13 protein-coding genes are annotated in these 19,406 nt (G+C 47.4%); 8 read left to right on the forward strand and 5 right to left on the reverse strand.

Features of this window, described 5'->3' with window-relative positions:
- The first annotated feature begins 33 nt into the window (after window positions 1-33).
- The gene (locus tag H6629_14360) at window positions 34-1,479 is read left to right on the forward strand and encodes a PQQ-binding-like beta-propeller repeat protein (protein MCB9068978.1); all 1,446 of its coding nucleotides are present in this window, start codon (window positions 34-36) and stop codon (window positions 1,477-1,479) included.
- A 141-nt stretch (window positions 1,480-1,620) separates the two neighbouring features.
- Here the strand turns inward: H6629_14360 and H6629_14365 are convergent, their stop codons facing one another.
- From H6629_14365 to H6629_14380, 4 genes are all read right to left on the reverse strand, one after another.
- Window positions 1,621-3,291: a T9SS type A sorting domain-containing protein gene (locus H6629_14365; GenBank protein ID MCB9068979.1), complete on the reverse strand. Its 1,671-nt coding sequence runs from the start codon at window positions 3,289-3,291 to the stop codon at window positions 1,621-1,623.
- A 101-nt stretch (window positions 3,292-3,392) separates the two neighbouring features.
- The gene (locus H6629_14370) at window positions 3,393-4,874 is read right to left on the reverse strand and encodes a T9SS type A sorting domain-containing protein (GenBank protein ID MCB9068980.1); all 1,482 of its coding nucleotides are present in this window, start codon (window positions 4,872-4,874) and stop codon (window positions 3,393-3,395) included.
- A gap of 116 nt (window positions 4,875-4,990) precedes the next feature.
- A complete protein-coding gene (locus H6629_14375) occupies window positions 4,991-6,538 on the reverse strand; it encodes a T9SS type A sorting domain-containing protein (GenBank protein ID MCB9068981.1) in 1,548 nt (515 codons plus the stop codon).
- Window positions 6,420-6,791 carry a hypothetical protein gene (locus H6629_14380; GenBank protein MCB9068982.1) on the reverse strand — a complete coding sequence of 124 codons (372 nt, stop codon included), beginning with the start codon at window positions 6,789-6,791 and terminating at the stop codon, window positions 6,420-6,422. The genes H6629_14375 and H6629_14380 overlap by 119 nt, the downstream gene beginning before the upstream one ends.
- Window positions 6,792-7,364: 573 nt before the next feature.
- On the opposite strand from H6629_14380, the gene H6629_14385 reads away from it, so the two are divergent.
- The 7 genes from H6629_14385 (at window position 7,365) to H6629_14415 (ending at window position 18,329) form a co-directional block, all read left to right on the forward strand.
- On the forward strand, window positions 7,365-10,187 hold the full coding sequence (locus tag H6629_14385) for a TonB-dependent receptor (GenBank protein ID MCB9068983.1): 2,823 nt from the start codon (window positions 7,365-7,367) through the stop codon (window positions 10,185-10,187).
- A gap of 40 nt (window positions 10,188-10,227) precedes the next feature.
- Window positions 10,228-13,842 (forward strand): hypothetical protein, encoded by a 3,615-nt coding sequence (locus tag H6629_14390; GenBank protein ID MCB9068984.1) that lies wholly within the window; start codon window positions 10,228-10,230, stop codon window positions 13,840-13,842.
- Window positions 13,843-13,920: 78 nt separating this feature from the next.
- Window positions 13,921-14,964: a PorV/PorQ family protein gene (locus tag H6629_14395; protein ID MCB9068985.1), complete on the forward strand. Its 1,044-nt coding sequence runs from the start codon at window positions 13,921-13,923 to the stop codon at window positions 14,962-14,964.
- A 220-nt stretch (window positions 14,965-15,184) separates the two neighbouring features.
- Window positions 15,185-16,708: a VCBS repeat-containing protein gene (locus H6629_14400; protein ID MCB9068986.1), complete on the forward strand. Its 1,524-nt coding sequence runs from the start codon at window positions 15,185-15,187 to the stop codon at window positions 16,706-16,708.
- A 250-nt stretch (window positions 16,709-16,958) separates the two neighbouring features.
- Window positions 16,959-17,114 (forward strand): hypothetical protein, encoded by a 156-nt coding sequence (locus H6629_14405; protein ID MCB9068987.1) that lies wholly within the window; start codon window positions 16,959-16,961, stop codon window positions 17,112-17,114.
- Window positions 17,108-17,653, forward strand: a complete 546-nt coding sequence (locus H6629_14410; protein MCB9068988.1) for a T9SS type A sorting domain-containing protein — start codon at window positions 17,108-17,110, stop codon at window positions 17,651-17,653. Before H6629_14405 ends, H6629_14410 begins: the two co-directional genes overlap by 7 nt.
- A gap of 79 nt (window positions 17,654-17,732) precedes the next feature.
- Window positions 17,733-18,329, forward strand: a complete 597-nt coding sequence (locus tag H6629_14415; protein MCB9068989.1) for a trimeric intracellular cation channel family protein — start codon at window positions 17,733-17,735, stop codon at window positions 18,327-18,329.
- A 41-nt stretch (window positions 18,330-18,370) separates the two neighbouring features.
- Here H6629_14415 and H6629_14420 read toward each other — a convergent pair whose 3' ends face one another.
- On the reverse strand, window positions 18,371-19,363 hold the full coding sequence (locus H6629_14420) for a ketoacyl-ACP synthase III (GenBank protein ID MCB9068990.1): 993 nt from the start codon (window positions 19,361-19,363) through the stop codon (window positions 18,371-18,373).
- Between the last annotated feature and the right edge of the window lie 43 nt (window positions 19,364-19,406).

Raw genomic sequence — 19,406 nt, forward strand, 5'->3', positions numbered from 1 at the left:
TCAAACCGAATTTTTTTAAAGGAGCGGTTTCGTATGCAAATAAACAGGAAATTGATGCTGTTACTGATGATGTTCACCGCCGCAATCATTGCGGATGATAAAGGTGATAAAAACCCCGTTTTTCGCATGTATGGCGGCGACCTGAACCGGAATATGACTGCGAGCGCAACCAATGCGCCGGTATCGTGGGATCCGGAAACCGGCGAAAATATTTTGTGGACAGCCCAGTTAGGCTCGCAAACATACACCAACGCGTTGCCGTATGACGGCAAAATTTTTATCGCCACCAATAACGAGGCTGAGCGCAATCCCAAATTGAAAGGGGATCGCGGCGTGATTATGGCGTTTGATCAGCAAACAGGGAAATTTCTCTGGCAATCGACACATGAAAAATTGCCGTCCGGGATGGTGAACGATTGGCCGTTGCAGGGTATTTGCTCCACACCTTTTGTTGAGGGCAAACGATTGTGGTATGTTTCCAATCGTTGCGAAATCGTGTGTGTGGACACCGAAGGTTTTCTCGATGGCGAGAATGACGGACCGTATCAGGATGAAGAAAACACATCGGAAATCGATGCGGATATCATCTGGAAACTGGATATGATTGACGAACTGGACGTTTTCCCGCACAATTTGGCTGCTGGCAGTCCGTTGATCGTCGGCGATATTTTGTTCACCGTAACCGGAAACGGGGTGGATGAAAGTCATATTTTGTTGCCATCCCCGGCAGCGCCGAGCTTTTTGGCGGTCAACAAAAACACCGGCGAAGTTATTTGGGAAGATAATTCACCGGGCGAGCAAATTTTGCACGGCACATGGAGCAACCCTTCGTATGGCCTCGTGAACGGACAACCGCAGGTGGTTTTTGCCGGCGGCGATGGCTGGCTGTACAGTTTTGTGCCCGAAACCGGCGAGCTGATCTGGAAATTTAACTGCAATCCGGCAGAAGCCGTTTGGGAATTGGGCGGTGCGGGAACCAAAAACAACATCATTTCCACGCCGGTTATTTATGACAACCGGGTGTATCTGGGCGTCGGACAAGATCCCGAACATGGCGAAGCGCCGGGGCATTTTTGGGTCATCGATGCTACCCAAAAGGGCGACATCACCGAAACGGCGGTCATCTGGCATCGCAGCGGCGAAGATTTTCACCGGACGATGTCCACCGCCGCAATCGAAAGCGGGCTGCTGTTTATCACGGATTTGAGCGGATTCTTGTACTGTCTCGATGCCGCAACCGGTCAACATTATTGGACTTACGACGTGTTTGCCGCCGTGTGGGGATCGCCGGTAATTGCTGATGGCAAAGTATATATCGGTGATGAAGATGGTGACATCGCTGTGCTGAAAGCTGCAAAAACGAAAGAGTTGATCACAGAAATAAATATGGGCAGCGCTGTTTATTCGACACCCACATTTCACAATGGCGTGATGTATATCGCCAGCCGCACAACGCTGTTTGCGATTGGTCAACAATAGGTTTGCCGGCTGATTAAATTTAATCGTTTAGTTGGATTACTATAGGCAAGAATCTTATTTCACACTTTATATTTGAAGCCAAAAAAAACCTCCGGAAAGTTGATTTTCCGGAGGTTTTTTTATTTAAAAAATGAACTGAATTTATTTTGTTAGCAGCATTTTTTTCGAAGCTGAAAAATTGCCCGCTTTCAAATCGTAAATGTAATATCCACTCGGCAGGTTTGCTGCGTCAAAATCCACTTTGTAGGATCCGGCACCGAGTTGACCGTTTACCAGCGTCGCCACTTTGCGACCTAACATGTCGTAAACATTCAGGGTTACGAATGTGTTTTCCCGCAGGTCAAACGGAATCACTGTGCTTGGGTTGAACGGGTTCGGGTAATTATCCTGCAAAGCGGTTGCCATCGGGATGACGCCGTTGTTGTGCTCAATTCCGGTAATCACGCCGGTAACTGTGAAGGTATCCGGTGCTGTTGTTGTGAAACTGTTGTTTGCGCCATCGCCGGGAGGTGAAATAAAAAAGGAATGTTCGTTGGAATTTTCCATGAACACAATGTTCCCGGCAGCATCGAAATCGATGGTTGAGCGGGCGTTTACATTTTCATCGCCACCGTAAAACATGTTTTCAGTCGCAATGCGAATAGTGTCCGGGAAAAAGCCGTTGATGTCGTCCACCCGCCAGATGCCATCCTGATCGAAACCGCTGCCGGCGCGGGTGCAATAATAGAGAATATCATCTGCGGAGCTGTTCGGGTCGTCGCCGCTATCGAGCAGCAAATCGTTGGCAATAAAGGTTTTTTCTGCGGATAAAAACCACGATGCATCGTTATCGGTTACCGGCAGCGTGCCCGAAATATCGTATTTGCGAATGCCGTTGCCATCCGACCCGAGGTCGATGGACTGGCGAAGGGTAACATACATTGCACCGTCATCATCCAGCATAATTTGGCGCGGGAAGGTGGTGCTGAATTCTGCGACCACTTCCAAACTTGCCGGATCGAAGGTATCGGCAGTGCCGATGTTTCCGCGCAAAATCTGGTTATTTGCAGATACATAAATCGTGAAATCTTCGCCCTCGCCGGTCAAATAAAATCCTGTAGGGAAGGATAAGCCGTCGATAACAACCTGTGTGCTGTAATCGCGATTGATGCGCATCACCTGACCGAGATCTTTCAGCGTTACCCAAACGCGACCTTGCCAGTCGAGTTCTGCAAATAACGGCGCATCTGTGCCGTAATTGACTGTGCCGCCATTGGCTTGGTCTGCCGCAACGAGATACGGATCGGCGTTGGAGCCATCGGGATTATAAATAGCGATTCCCGTTCCAATCGGTCCACCGTCATTTGATGTGAAAATCATCCCGAAATTGCTGTCACTCTGATTTCTGTTTACAGCAACACCACGGGTATAAATGCTGATCGGACCGGAATCAAAAAACATGGTCCAATCTGTTGTAGAGTAATTTGCCTGTTCGGTATAAACTTGCACAACGTATTGGGAATTGGCAGTTGCGCCGGTACCATCCCATTCAACGCTGTTCAAGCCGTTGGCGCTGGCGCCGCCATCAATTGTCGCAACTGTATTGCCTGTGGCGACATCGATGATGGTTACTGTAACAACCGATGCGCCGTCATTCAAATAGTATGATATTTTTGCAACGCTGCCATCCGAAAAATCGCCATCAAACGGGCTGTCGTCCGGGTTGGTGATTTTTATTTGCGATGCAAATACATTGGCTAATGCAGTCTGATTCATCAAAAAAACAGAGAAAACCACAGTAACAATTACACTGGCGAGTAACTTCCATTTCATAAGCAATTCTCCTCTTATAGGATAGTAATTTATAAACCCGGTCATCAGGATGTTCTTTCCTGATGACCGTAAGTTATGTAAAAATTGAAGTTAACAGAAATTTACTTCGTGAGTGACATTTGACTTGTGGCGGTAAAATCGCCTGCAGTGAGCTTGTAAAAATAGTTGCCGGAAGGCAATCCTTGTGCATCAAAAAGGGATTTGTAAGTTCCGGGTTGAAGCTGCTCTTTAACCAGCGTGCGGACTTTTTGCCCGACAACGTTGTAAATTTCCAGCGTCACAAATGCGGATTCCTGCAAATCAAATTCGATGGTTGTAGACGGGTTGAACGGGTTGGGATAGTTCTGTTTCAAATGGAAATTTTCCGGAACCGTGTTGGAAACCGGTTCAACACCCACCAAAAATCCGTCGTAAAACCATTTTTCAACTGCCCAGCCGTAATAAGTTTGGGTGAATGCAGCTTGGCTGAGTTCATCAATATCCACATCGCAAACCGAGGTGTAGCCACCGGCACGGCCATCGCCGGAACCGGAGGAATAATCGCCGGTGCGGATTAAATTCCACTCTGCAATATCAACAGAATCGACTACCCAACCAAACTCCGGATCGATGCGGTGTAAACGTCCATACCGATATCCACCGGATCCGCCACTATAAATAAAGCTGTCAACAGCTGCATAAAGGGAGGGAGGCTCATTCAAATATGCCAGCCCCAAATATGTAACGCGTTGCCCGATACCAATGGTATCCGACTCGGATAATTGGCGTTCGAAAATGGTATCTTCTGTGTATCCGTTTTCGGGATCGCCAACTGCTTTTAAAATTGAATAGCTATCGGATTTGCTGACAAAAACCTGGGTGCCATCGCCGCTTACGGTTAAGCCCATGTATCTGCCTTCGGGTAAATCGATGGTGGAAACCGGTGCATCGTTGTGAACAAATGCATCGCCCCAAGTGGTTCCGGCTGCTCCGATCGGTTTGAAAATCTTGATCTCGTCAGTTTTGGCATCTGAGCCAATAAAATCTGCAACGTAAACATAACCGTTGTCATCAACTTCGATGGCGAAAATGTTCTCGGTGCCGGTGATCATCCGGTAATCGGTTGAAACCAAACCGGTACCGGTCAGTTCGAAAACCAGAATATTGTGGTCGTTGTCGTTATTCGCGACATAAATAAAGCTGTTCGGTCCGCCGCTGGCAATTTGCCATGCACCGGCTAATGTTACCTGATCCAGCCCGGAGGTCCAGTCGGTAAATTGTCCACCTGTCTGATATAGTGGTGAAGTTTGTTGCCCACCAATGGGCGAAGGAACCCGTCCGTTAACGGAATCTGCATCCCAGTATCCAACCAGATAATTGCCATCAACGTTAAAGATAAACGGCTCGGTAGGACCGATCGGATCTTCGGTTACCAGCGCGACAAAACGATTGGCACCAATTGCAGCAACGCTGGAAGTTTGATAGCCTGTACCGTTTGCGGCATCATCGAGAACCACATATTCGGTCATCCAGGTATCAGTCTGGGCAAACAGCGACACAGAAAAAAATGTAACAAATATACTGACAAGTAACTTTTGGCGCATCACTTCGGCCTCCGTGGTTTGTTACAGGATTTGAATATTTAAAAAGAGTGCCATATCAAAAACATGGCACTCTTTTAATAAATTTGCTCGATTAAGAAAGAGTGTTGCCGGGTAGATTAACGAACTAAGGTCATACGCATGGATTTGGCAAAATTACCAAATTTCAATTGGTAAATGTAAACACCGCTGGCAACCTTTTGACCATTGTTATCGCGGGCATCCCACTGAAGGGTGTGGGAACCGGCTGAATATTCTTCATTGTTGATCAGTGAACGTACTTCCTGACCCAAAGTATTGTAAATGGTCAGGCTTACTTTTTTGTTGATCGGCAATGTGAAAGCGATGCTCGTTGTCGGGTTGAACGGGTTCGGATAGTTTTGCGACAATTCATAATTATCCGGAGTGATGATTTCGAACGGCTTAACAGCCAGCGGATCGGACATTGTGGAATCACCCCATTCAAAGAAATACAGGTGATAACCGTCTCTGGCTAACGAAATAGTGTCGCCATCGGCGTTTACGGTAGAATCTATTGTGCTGCCTTTGTAAGCACCAACAAAATCCCGCAAACCGTCGTTATCCAAATCCATTCCGGGTGCAGCAAAAAAGTCGTTGAACAAGCCGCCGATGCTGGTGTAAACATCCGACAGGTTGTAGATTTGTTTTACAGTGTAGCTGCCGGGCAATGTAATGTCCCCGGAACCGTCATATTCAACGTCCAGAACCCTGCCGCCATTTCCGATGTAGAAATCCAGTCCGTCGCCGCTGCTGCTGGTCGGGTGATCCTGATCGCCCATTGCCCATGTGCTGTAAATACCAATATCCCCGACGAAAATTTCTTTGATGTCGGATTCGGTGACAAATGCATCGGAGAACAGACCTTCGATGACCCACATTCTGGCATCAGCACCGGCACCGCCGTGCAGATATACCGCAGGTGCGCCGTTTACTGTTGTGAAAATGGGTTTCGCTTTTACGTTAAATGCGTTGAAAGTAGCAAGCGGAACAACACTACCGGGTGTGTAAGTGTCTTCGCCATCGATTTGAATAAAACCGATGCCTGCGCCTTGGGAGAGGTTTGTCCATCCGGCAACAATAATTTCATCGAATCCGTCAGCGTCAACATCGCCGATTTCTGTGCCGACAGGGACATAGCCATCCGGGAATGTTGCAGGGGGTTGAACCATTCCTTCGTAGGTATATTCATTGACGATATTTGCATCGCCGCCGGAAAATGTGCCGGATTCAACTTCGAGAATATACAGTTTTGCAACAGAAAAATCGAAAGAGCGCGGCGGGAAAAGCAGCTCGCTTTTGCCATCGCCATCAATATCTTGAACGCGAATACCGTTTTCTGTCCGACCGGTGCTGATAACTGCGAACGCGGAATCAATCGATTCGTAGGTCAGTTTAAAAGCCGGCTCGGTTCCGTAGTCGTTATCCATACCGGTAAATTCGTAAAAATAGATACCGCGATTGGCAACATCCAAACTATCGGTTGATGAATAACCGATGGGGAAAATAATTTCCTGCATACCGTTGTTGTCAAAATCGCCCAGTGGTAACCATGCGCGGAGTAGAGCCGCCGCCCGCGCGGACAGGATCGAGTGCTGGCGATGCCCACACAAATTCGAGCTGGTTATCGCCAACCATTTCGTAAACAAATACTCGTCCGCCTTTGGTGTATTCGGTAACGATGAGTTCTGGCAGTCCGTCGTTGTCCAAATCCGGGTTTTGCGCAACCCACATGCCGCGTCCGGCATCGCTGGTTAAAGTGTCACCACCTAAAGTGTGCGGGTTTGCAGTGGCGAGCCTGAATTCATTTTCGCCATCAGCCGGTTGTGCGATTACAAATGTTGCACTGCTGAAAATCATGAATATCAGAAAAATAATTCCCTTTGTAATGTTGTTTGGCATACACTGCCCTCCTTTTAATTTGGGTTTAAGATGATGCTTTAGAAAAGATGTAAATTTCATTAATTAAACAGCAAAAGACAATTTAAGTAATATTTACAGAGATAAAAAAATATTATCTTATTAATAACGAGAAAAAAAACAATGTGTTCCGTAGCCCAATAATAAACCGACATTAATAAAAAATCCCGAAAAATGTCAAGCGTTTTTTTGAGTAATTATATTTTTTTACCGTGAAAAGTAGGAAATTTGTGCTTTTGGTGTTATTTTGATATCTTATTAACCTGTTATTATACAGAATGCCCAAAATTGGTTCTTGACAAAAAAGTTTAACTCTACTAAATTCATAATTGATGATGTAAACTAAATAGGAACATTGTTCGAGCAATGTTTTTACAAGCCGAAACGGCCGCCGCCCACCTGCTCAGGCAGGAAAAATAATAGTAACTGAATTTCTGAACTATTATTTGGACGTTTTTGAGTTCCACACAGATAAATCGAAAATCCGCTTCATCGTGTATTCAGAAGTCAGGATTTAATTCCCACTCATAAATAAAATATTTAAGGTATTTGCGTATGCGCCAACACAGACAGCGTATTTTTACTTTGCTACTCAGTTGGATAATTGCATCACTGGCGTTTGCCGGTACGACCGGTAAAATTTCCGGTAGAATTACAGATGCATCCACCGGTGAAGGTTTGCCTGGGGTAAATATTCAGGTTGAAGGTACAGCCCTCGGTGCCGCAACCGATGCTGACGGTATTTATATTATCCTGAATGTGCCGCCGGGTCTATATAATGTAGAAATCAGCTTTCTTGGATATCAATCGATTCGTGTTAAAGATGTCCGGGTGAATGTGGACTTTACGACTCGCGTGAATCAATCCATTGCACCGACAACCGTAGAAGGCGAAGCTGTGGACGTTGTGGGAGAGCGTAATCCTCTCGTACGACAGGATTTAACAAACACTCAGGTCGCTATTACTTCCGAAACTGTGGAATCGCTGCCGGTTGACCAATTGCGGGATGTTATCGCCCTGCAAGCCGGTATTGTGGAAGATAACGACGGATCATTGCACATTCGTGGTGGTCGATCCAACGAAGTTGCTTTCCAGGTTAACGGTCTTTCCATCAATAATCCGTTCGGTAACTCGCAGGGTGTGGGTATTGCAACCAATGCCATCGAGGAAGTTTCGGTTTCCGCCGGTACTTTTAGCGCGGAATATGGAAATGCACTCAGCGGTGTGATCAATTTTGTGACCAAAGATGGCGGCAACAAAATTAAAGCCTCGCTGAAAGGCTGGACCGGTGATAATATTAGCAGTCGCGAAGAAATATTTTTTAATATAGATGATGTTGATCCGCTGAACAATCAGCGAGCCGAGTGGACGGTTAGTGGTCCTGTGCCGGGCTTTGGCGATAAATTGACATTTTTCACTTCCGGCGTTTATCAAAATGATAAAGGTCATTTGTATGGCATCCGGGTGTATAATCCGGAAGATTTGCTGCGCATCAACGGTAGCCAGTTTAATGTTGACCCGTTTGGTCTGGAATTCGGTCGCGATGCCAGCGGTGTTGTAACCGTTTCGGCGGACACATCGCGCAGAGGTGCCAGCGGTGACCGCGAGATAGTGCCGATGGTAACACGCGAAGCCGTAAATATGACCGGTAAGTTGACATTTAAGCCGTTGAATAATCTTAAGTTAACATACGACGTGATTTTCGATGACGGGACGTCTTATGGCAGTTTCCGGTCGTACCGGTTTACGCCAGACGGTCGCCCGCGAACCAAATCGCAGAACACCAGCCATTCAATTGGCATGACCCACACACTCAGCAAAACTTTGTTTTATACATTGAAATTGGGTGTAAACAATAATAAAGCACGGACAATGGTTTTTGACGATGCCAATGATCCGGGTTATATTCCGCCACCTGACAACGATATCAACCAACTGATTTTACCGCAAACGGATATTTTTATCGGCGGCACGGCGTTGGGGCGCACAACTGAAAAATCCCGTTCCGTTTTGGCAAAACTGGATGTTGTGAACCAGATTCACCCCAAACACGAAATAAAAGTCGGTGGCGAAATTGCCCAACACCGGCTCGATTTGTTGTCCTACAGTCTGATTTTTGATAATGCATCCGGAAAATTTGTGGTGCCGGATGAAAATTACGACCCGGACAATTTGAGCTATGCTGAATACGTTCGCGAACCCGTGCAAGCTGCACTTTATGTTTTGGACAAAATGGAACTTGCGGAAAAATTCATTCTGAACGCCGGTTTGCGATACGAATATTTGAACACTTATGCCAATTACAATCCCGATCTGGCCGGTTCTGTGGATAATCCCGCCGGTGTTGGCGATCCATCTTTGCTGAAAAAAGCAGAAGCAAAACACCGTTTCAGCCCTCGGGTCAGTCTCAGTTTCCCGATTACATCTGAAGGTATTATTCGCTTTTCTTACGGCTTCTTTTTCCAGAACCCAACGTTCCGGAACATTTACGCCAACCCCAGATTTGTAGACGGAAACTTTATTTTTGCACCGTCATTTGGCAATCCGAATTTGGAACCGCAGCGCAGCATCCAATACGAAATGGGTTTGCAGCAGCAGTTTACAGAAGACATAAAGATAGACTTAACAGTATTTTACAAAGATGTTAACGATCTCATCCAAAGCCGTCGTGTGGTTGCCGGTGAAGTTGCCGCAACTCGCGAATTCAACGTTATCACCAACATCAGTTATGCCAGCGTAAAAGGATTTACCGTTGCATTCCTGAAACGGCGTTCGCCGGGCAGCCCGTTTGCCGCAACGCTGGATTATACTTACCAAATTGGCGAAGGTGCTTATGACGATCCCTTGGCTTTGGCGGTGGATACCCGCACCGGTCGCCAGACCGAGCAAAAATTTATCCCGCTCGATTTTGACAGAACCCATACGCTGAACGGAACATTTACCCTCAGCGATCCCGGCAATTGGGCGGTCAGCGCGATTGGCAAATTGCAAACCGGAACGCCGTACACGCCGGCTGTGCCATCCAATTTCCAGGCTGTCGAATTCGAAGTAAACAGTGATCGCCGTCCGCTTTACACCACTGTGGACATGAAAATGGAAAAATTCTTCAAATTTAGCGGTGCACGGTTTTCGATATTTATGCAGGTTGAAAACCTGTTCGATCAGCTTCAGGAACGTTTTGTCTTCTCGAATACCGGCAGTTCGCTCAGCAGCTTGAACGAAACGACCAACCCGTCGCAATTCAACCAGGTGCTCAATGCGATAAACAACAGCCCGGAAAATTTCTTCCCGGCTCGTTTTATCGAAAATTATTACCAGCGTGAAGACTGGTTAGGATCGCCAAGAGAAATCCGAATGGGCGTTTCCTTCGATTTTTAAAATGAAAATATTAAACGAAACTTATAAAATGGATAAACTTATGAATCGATTTCTTGGCAGCATTTTTTGGATGTTAATGGCATTTATGCTGTTTCCGCTATATGCCCAGAACAATTTGTCCAAAGAAGTAAACCTCAAGAAACTGCCGCCATCAGAGCGTTTTAAAATCAATAACGATCACGAAAAAGCCCTCAGAAAATCACTGCAGGATGACTCCCGTCACGATCGTTTTAAAGAAACGATCATCAACGGAAACGAAATTCGGGTGCTGATTACCAATCAGGGATCGATTTCGACACCCAACGCAGATAACTCAAATGCGGATCTCGTTTGGCCCTCCGGTCCGAACGGGTTGGGCTATGCCTATGAATTTGGCCCGATGATCGGTGCGGAAGTGATCGACGCAAATGGAGATACCATCAGCGTGATCACGGACGGTTTTATCTCATTCTCCGACGGTGATTACGAGCCTGGAACCGCCAATAAATGGGGCTGGGAACCGCGACTGGGGTTTTCTGATCAGGCATCCAACGAAGTTGCGACATTTACCGATCTCGATCGCGATCTCGACGGAAAGCCGGACAGTTGGCCTGAAAACTGGTTCAACGAAGCGCTCGGACGCTATGTGTGGCCAGCTTTTTTGGGTGATGACGCTACCACGCCGGACGAAGAAGTATTTTATGTAATGGACGATTTTGACAACGCGGAATTTGAATATTATCCCGTTCCCTCCGATTCCTCCGTTCGCGGATTGGGGCTGGAATTGCAGGTTCGCATGTTCCAGTTCAACAATCCATTGGCGGAAGACCTTATTTTTCTGGTGTATACCATCACCAATGTCAGCGAAAAAACGCTTAATAAAGTGCATTTGGGGATGTTCGGTGATCCTCACATCGGTGGTCCGAATGACTTTTCGGATGACAACGCCGGTTTTATTTCTGCATTTAATGAAGATCCCGATCTGCAAAATGCCCGTAACATGCTGTACGCATGGGATAACAACGGCATCGGCGATTTCGGGCGACGCCCCGGTTATTTCGGCTACCGCTTTTTGGAAAGCCCCGGCATTGATGATGACGGAGAAGATAACGACGGTGATGAGCTGATCGACGAAAGCCCGTTCAACGACGCCGGAACCTTTATTTTCGGACCCATCGGTGAATACGGCGCCCCAAAAGAACACTGGAGCGGTGATGAAGACGGTGACTGGGACCCCGAATTTGACGATGTTGGTGTGGATGGTATTGCCGGAACCGGCGATTTTGGCGAAGGCGATGGCAAACCCAACCAACGCTTTTACCTCGATTTCAATAATAACGGTATTCTCGATCCGGGCGAACCGACCTCCGAAAGCCGTCTCGAAGGCTATCGGTTTGGCGGCGGCGAGCCAAACTTCGGATTTCTGGATATCGCAGAATCCGATCAATTGGGTTTAACCAGCTTTAACGCACTGCTGTTCGGCGGAAACAACCGTCCCCGTAACGACCAGTTAATGTGGGATTTGATGTCGACCCAAAACCAGCGCCCGGAAGATCCGGAACCGGTGATTGAACAGGAAGCGGACAACGTATTTATTTACGGCAGCGGTCCGTTTACGCTGCGTCCCGGCGAAAGCCAGCGCTTTTCCATCGCCCTGCTGTTGGGCGAAGATTTTTCGGATCTGGTGCAGAATGCATCCACTTCGCAGCAGGTGTTCGAATCCGATTACCGTTTTGCTCAGGCACCCCGCAAACCGATCTTGACCGCCGTACCTGGCGACGAAAAAGTGACGCTGTATTGGGATGCTGGCGCAGAGGCTTCGTTTGACCCGTTTGTGGGTCGTGCAAACCCGGATGATCCTTCCAAAGGATTCGATTTCGAAGGATACAAAATTTACCGCAGCCAGGACGAAAGCTTTAACGACACCAAAACCATCACCGATTCGAAAGGAAATGCCTTCCTTTCCGAACCGATTACTTATCTCAAAAACGGTGTGGAATTACCCGCACAATTTGACATTGTGAACGAATACAGCGGACTTTCCTCTATTGAATATACCGGCAGAGGCGTGCGTTACGATTTGGGGAATAACTCCGGATTGACCCACAGTTTTGTCGATTCCAACGGTGTGAAAAACGGTGTCACCTATTTTTATGCGGTTGTGGCATACGATCGCGGTGACGAAAACGCCGGTGTTGCGCCCTCCGAAACCCAGCGCACCATTCGCCGGGATGCGGTCGATCGCCAATATACATTTGATATCAACACCGCCGCAGTGGTTCCCGGCCCGCCCGCAAGCGGTTACATGGGACCCGACCTTTCCAACGGTATGGGTGATAATCTGGCAGCCCAAATCGACGGAAACGCAACCGGAACCGTTGCCGTAAATTTCCTCGATCCGTTGCTGGTTGAAAATAATGTTGAATACAATGTTGTTTTCGATACAACGCGCAACGAAGATGATGAGCTCGAAGTGCTTTACTCCGTTATTCGCGAAGAAGTCAAATCGGTCGAGTTTACCTCCAAAGACACTTTATTTGTGAACCTGAATTTGCCGTATCCGATTTACCCAAGCTCGGTGGAATTGTTGAATGCCGGCGGATCGGTCGTTGATCCCACGCAATACGAATTGCTTTACGAAACAACCCGTATTCGCAGCAGTTCACCCAATTCGTTGCCCGAAGGGCAAAAATTTACCTTGCGTTACAAAAGCGCACCGGTTTATCGCAGCCAGTCGCTCGCCGGCGAAGATAACAACCCGGTGTTCGAAGGTGTTCGGGTTGTTGTTGAAGATCGCGAAACCGCGCTTGATTCCCTGACCGTTGATAGTGGTAAATCCGGCTTTAAAATTATACAAAGTAATACCAATTTCAGCGATGAATTGACGACCATTGGATTAGCAGATGTTGGGAATGCTGCACCATATCCGGCAGACTTCGAAATTCACTTTTTCGATTATGATACAACGGCAGATGGAAAATTTGTAAGCCCGGGCGATACATCTATCGGAACTAATGTTGTTGCGCCGTTTAAAGTGTTTGAAGTAGAGACCGGTCGTCAAGTGGATATTTTCATCAACGAGCCATTCACAGTAATAGATAATAAAAGATGGGACTGGTTTGAGTCAATACGATTGATTCGACCTGGCGCGACCAATCCTACCCAGACAACATATATGGTTCAATTTACCGTGCCGGCAGATACCTTTATGGCTCATGATAGTACAGATTCGCTCGTGTACAGACCCATTTACCCCGGCGAAGGCGATATTTTCACATTCTTCTCCCAAAAACCGTTTGACGCGGGCGATTCCTACCGCTTTACAACTCGTGCTGCAGAATTCAGCAACGAAGCTGCAAAAAATGCATTGCAGGATGTGATTGTAGTGCCGAACCCGTATATCGCTTTCAGCGAAACCGAAATTGCCGGTGTCAGCTCCGGGGATCGTGACGACCGGAATATCCAGTTCCGGAATTTACCACGGGAATGCACCATTCGCATTTACACCATCACTGGTGAATTTGTGGCGCAACTGGACAAAAATGATAACCGTGATTATATCAGTTGGAACCTGCTGACATTCGAATCCCAATCGCTGGCATATGGTGTTTACATTTACCATGTGGACGCACCGGGCGTTGGCACAAAAATCGGACGGTTCGCGATTATCAAATAAGTATTTGCAATTGAAAATAACCGGCGTGTAACAGCGCCGGTTAATTAACGAGAGAAAACAACATAAATGAGACAAAAGATGAGCAATATTTGCAAACAACTGCGAGTGATACTGATAACAATCCTGTTTGGTGCGATGCCCGTTTTGTCCCAAAGTTCACAGGATGTTTCATCAATCGACCGGGCAGGAACGACAGCTGGACAATTTTTAAAGATTGGGGCTGGTGCACGGGCGATTGGATTGGGTAGTGCCTACACCGCATTGACAGATGATATTTTGTCGATCTACTGGAATCCTGCCGGGTTATCCCGCGTTCGCGGAAACGGGGAAGCCACATTCAACCATGCCGAATGGTTAGCCGAAACCAGCTACGATTTCGCAGCTTTTTCGATGAATCTCGGATCGTTTGGTGCGCTCGGTATCCATATCACATCACTCAGTGTTCCCGAAGAGCCCGTCCGCACGATTGATAATCCCGACGGCACCGGCCAATTTTGGGATGCAACAATGATATCCGGTGGTGTCAGCTATGCACTGTCGCTTACCGAGGATTTCTCGATCGGATTTACCGGAAAATTTGTTCAGGAAAAAATATTCAATCAGACTGCCCGTGGCGCAGCAGTCGATTTGGGCGTGTTGTATCGCACACCATTTCGTCGGTTATGGCTCGGTGCAGCTATTTCTAATTTCGGCACCAAAATGCAGCTCGACGGACGTGATCTGTATATTAATTACGATCCGTTTACGCAAAGCGGCGGTGTATCCAACGTGCCCTCCAAATATCGTCTAGAGAAGTTCGAGTTACCGCTAACCATGCGTTTTGGTTTGGCATTGGAAGCCTATAAAAATGATGATATCACTGTGCTGGCAGTTGCTGACGGTGTTCAACCTAACGATAATGGCGAATACCTCAACAGCGGTTTGGAAGTTGGCGTAAAAAACACCATTTTCCTGCGCGGCGGATACAAATCATTAATGATGGAAAATAGCGAACAGGGTTTAACCTTCGGCGCGGGCATACGCTACGATGCCGCCGGAACCAACCTTAAATTTGATTTTGGCTGGGCCGATTATGGTCGCTTGGACAATGTGCAGTTTGTTTCTTTTACGGTGCGCTATTAAATTTAATTGCGACACCCTGAAAACTGATAAAATATCGAAACATACTTGATTTTAAAAATATTAGTGCCTATTTATATACATTATTTGATGATGCATTGCAGGGCAGTAAAACAACAACCCACTCCACGAAAGGAGGTGTATTGCCCTAACAGGATTTGACTTCAGCACTGATTCTTTTTACCCTAACAAACTCTAATCATTTAACCCTCTGGAGGTCAATATGAGAAAATTTGTAACGCCAATTCTTATGGTGGCGATGTTGTTCTCGTTGACAGTATTTGGTCAAAACCGTTTCGACCGTCTTGCTACAATTGATGCAATGCCGGAAGATGTCGGTGGTTTCGGTAACTTTGTTGCCGGTGTCGACTTGGACGATGACGGGCTGCTGGAAATTTATACCGTCAACGATGACTGGTATGATCAGGTTGGTTTGGACCTGGTTCCCCGTATTTATAAGTATGAAGATGGTCCGGACGGATGGGATCTCGTTTGGAGCACCCGTTTGCCCCTCGAATTCCAGAACACCTGGCCGGCCCTCGCTGCTGGCGATCTGGATAACGACGGAAAAGCAGAAATTATCTGGACACCGACCAACAACACCGGTGGTGGTCTGCAGCCGAATCCCGAGCGTATTGTTGTTTTCGAAACCCCGGGTGATGGCAGCAACGGTATGGGTGTAGATAATGGTGACGGCACCTGGCGTCCGAATGCAAGCTGGACAATTGCATCCACGAACAACGCAAACATCCGTCCTTTCAAAATTGTTATTACAGACATCGACAGCGATGGCGTTGATGAAATCGTAGCCAGTTGCCGTGCCGGCGATGGCATCCAGATTTATTCAGTTGATAACGTACCCGATGCAGCCGACAGCTCCGATGTATGGACGCTGGAATTCAGCGGTGTAGCCGGAACGCATTACGATCTGGCTGTTATCGGAAATACCGTTTATGGTATTCAGGATAACGGTAACGTAACATCCGTCAGCTGGGATGGCACCGCATATGTTATTGGTGCAACCCAGGCTGGTATCGCTGGTGGTGGCGCATGGAACTCTGCTCAGGTTGTCGATGTAGACGGTGACACCAATCCTGAAATCATTTTGGCTTCGTGGTCTACCGCGAGCAATAATGTGTATCTGATGCAGCAAAGTGGCGATACGCTGCTTTCATACATGATCAAAGATGTGCCTGCTGAAGCCGGTCGTTTGTATGGCGGCGCAGCCGGTGATATCGATGGTGACGGAATGCTCGATTTCGGTTTTGGAACCCGTGGTTCCACACCGAATGCTGCTATTTTCCGTTTGGAATATCAGGGTGGCGACGTAACAGACGAAGCCAACTGGGCGCTGCAAATGGTTGACGCAGGTGTTTCTGATGCTCAACAATACGATCTGGCAGGAATGGCAGACTTGACCGGCGACGGTAAAGACGAAATTTCCCGCACCCCACCGGAACGCCCGCCCCAGCCGGGCTCCGAAGTTAATATGAATGCTCCCGCCCCAGCCGGTTGTTATCAGGGTCTCCGAAGCAAGTTCGTGCAGATGAATGCACCGATCGTTCAGCGCAGTCTGCAGTGGCGACAATCAACCGAACGCAACCCAGGTCATGGTCGTGCAACGTTTACATTGAGCGAAAACGGCGATGCATTGCATTATATGCTGGAAGGCGATGTAACCGCTTCTCATATTCACGTTGGTGAACCTGATGACGATATGCCGCCGCCACCGACCGGCTCTGGTTAACGGCGTGTTGTATTGGTTAATGATGCCGATATGTTGGTTGATTTCCGGCGAAATGGTTGTAGATGGCTATATCCTGGAATGCCGCAACTGGCAACCGGTGGCGAAAACACAGCAACTTCCGCTGTACCGATTTCCAACTATGTTGTTTGGAGACTCGACGGAGAAGTATCGATGCCGGTTCGCTGCCGGTTAATTCAACTGTAGGCTATTCAGTCCCATTTTTATGCAGCAGTTGTTCCGACACTTGGCGATGGCGAAGGTATGGGTATCTTACGTTGTATCTGCCCATACCGCAGATCCGTTGACAAACTGGAAATCCTTCCCGAAAGATGGCGTTTCTGAAGACAACCTGGCACCATCCGCACCGGCAGTAACGCACCATCCGCACCGGGTAACGCTATGGTAAGTGCAACTCAGGGCACTGTCAACTTGACCTGGGAAGAATCTGTTGATGCAGATTTCGATTATTTCTCCGTTTACAGAAGTGATAATCCGGATGCATTGGGATCTCTGGTCGGCACCACAACCGGTATCGAATTTGTTGAAGAAAATGTGCCCAATGGTGACTGGTATTATCAGATTTCCGCAACAGACTTTAACGGAAACGAAGGCGATTACACTGTAGCATCAATTGTTGTTGGCATTGGTGACGACAATAATCTGCCCAACGAATTCAGCCTCGAGCAAAACTATCCGAACCCCTTCAACCCGTCCACCAGCATTGAATTTGCGTTGCCGCAAACCGTGGACGTTTCGTTGAAAATTTACAACATCCGTGGCCAGTTGGTTAAAACACTGGTTGATGGATCCAAATCTGCCGGCCGTTACAGCTTAACCTGGGACGGAACCGACAATTTTGGTTCGCGCGTAGCCAGCGGAACGTATATTTATTCCATCAAAGCTGGTGAATTTGTAAATAACAAGAAGATGGTACTGCTGAAGTAATTGGCTGTAACATTTGATTTTATGTAGTGAAAAGGGTCTTCATTTGAAGACCCTTTTTTATTCCAAAAATGAGGTGCAGTTGATTTACATTCTGGATTTGATCGGGACATTTGTATTTGCAGTCAGTGGCATTTCCACTGCGCGGGAAAAACAGTTTGATCTGTTCGGTGCTGCGGTGATCGCTTTTGTGACTGCCGTTGGCGGCGGCACGCTGCGTGATGTGCTGATCGGCAGCCAACCCGTCGGCTGGATGATGGATGTAAATTATATTTTGTGCATCGGATTGGCTGTCTTTGCGGGAATTTTGTTAAAAAAACCGGTGCACAATTTGCGGCACACCCTGTTTTTGTTCGATGCCATCGGTATTGGGTTGTTCACCATTTTGGGATTGGAAAAAACGCTGTCGTTTGGTATTTCGCCGGTTATCGCGCTGATGATGGGTGTCGTTTCTGCTGTATTTGGCGGAATTATCCGCGATTTGCTGACCAACGAAGTGCCGCTGATTTTCCGGAAAGAATTTTACGCAACCGCTTGCATTGTGGGCGGTGGGCTGTATCTGGCATTGAAACAGGTGCTTCCGAATGATGATGTGAGTATCGCGATCACCGTTTTATTTATCATCGCGCTTCGGGTGCTGGCGGTGAAAAAAAAATGGGGATTGCCCATTATGTCTTGATGACAATCCCCATCGTAAGTTGTTGTAAATGCTAACGATAATTAGAATCGAATTAGCGCAGAACCCCATGTAAATCCTGCCCCGAACGCTGCGATGCAAACCAAGGTGTTATCCTTTATCCGTCCTTCCTGCCACACTTCGCTCATTGCAATTGGAATGGATGCCGCAGTTGTGTTGCCATATTTTTGGATATTGCTGACCACTTTTTCCTCAGGTATTCCCAGCCGCGAGCCAACCGCTTGCGTGATTCGCAGGTTCGCCTGATGGGGAATCAGCAAATCGAGATCATCAACCGTGTAGCCGGTGGCTTCCAGCGCCTCGTGAATCACTTTCGGAAATTTGGTGATCGCATGTTTGAACACGTATTGTCCATCCATATTGATTTTCACGCCATCACCGGGAATTTCCGGGTCGAACGGAATTGTTTTGGGCAGATACGGCGAAATGCCGGAAAGGGGAGTGGCATGTCGTCCGTCAGCATGAATATGGGTGGTCAGCACACCTTTTTTGGGATCATCAATTGCAGAGAGAACTGCAGCGCCCGCGCCGTCCGCAAAAATAACGGCGGTATTTCTGCCATGTGTAGTTTTATCCAGACAGTGGCTGACGGCCTCTGCCCCAACAACCAAAATATTTTTGTACAATCCGGATTTGATAAAACTGTTGGCGATTGTTACGCTGTAAACAAAACCGGAGCAGGCATTGCGCACATCGATTGCGGGGATGCCGGGAATACCAAGTTTTTCCCCCAAAATGCAACCGCCGCCGGGAAAAACATGGTCGGATATCAGCGTTGCGAAAATAATGCAATCGATATCCGCAGCCTGCAAGCCGGCATTTTCCAACGCCATTTGGGCTGCGGCATGCGACATGCTGCCGATAGTGTCGTTTTCTGTCATCCAACGCCTGGTTACAATGCCGGTGCGCTCCTGAATCCATTCGTCGGATGTCTCCATTAATTTTTCCAAATCATTATTTGTAACCACTCGATCGGGCAGATAATGTCCTAATCCGATAATTGCTGCATTTTTCATTGGATTTCCCCTGCGTCGCGTTTTCAAACTATTGTTTTTTAAT

It is taken from the genome of Calditrichia bacterium (assembly GCA_020634975.1).
In the GTDB taxonomy this organism is placed as follows: domain Bacteria; phylum Calditrichota; class Calditrichia; order RBG-13-44-9; family J075; genus JACKAQ01.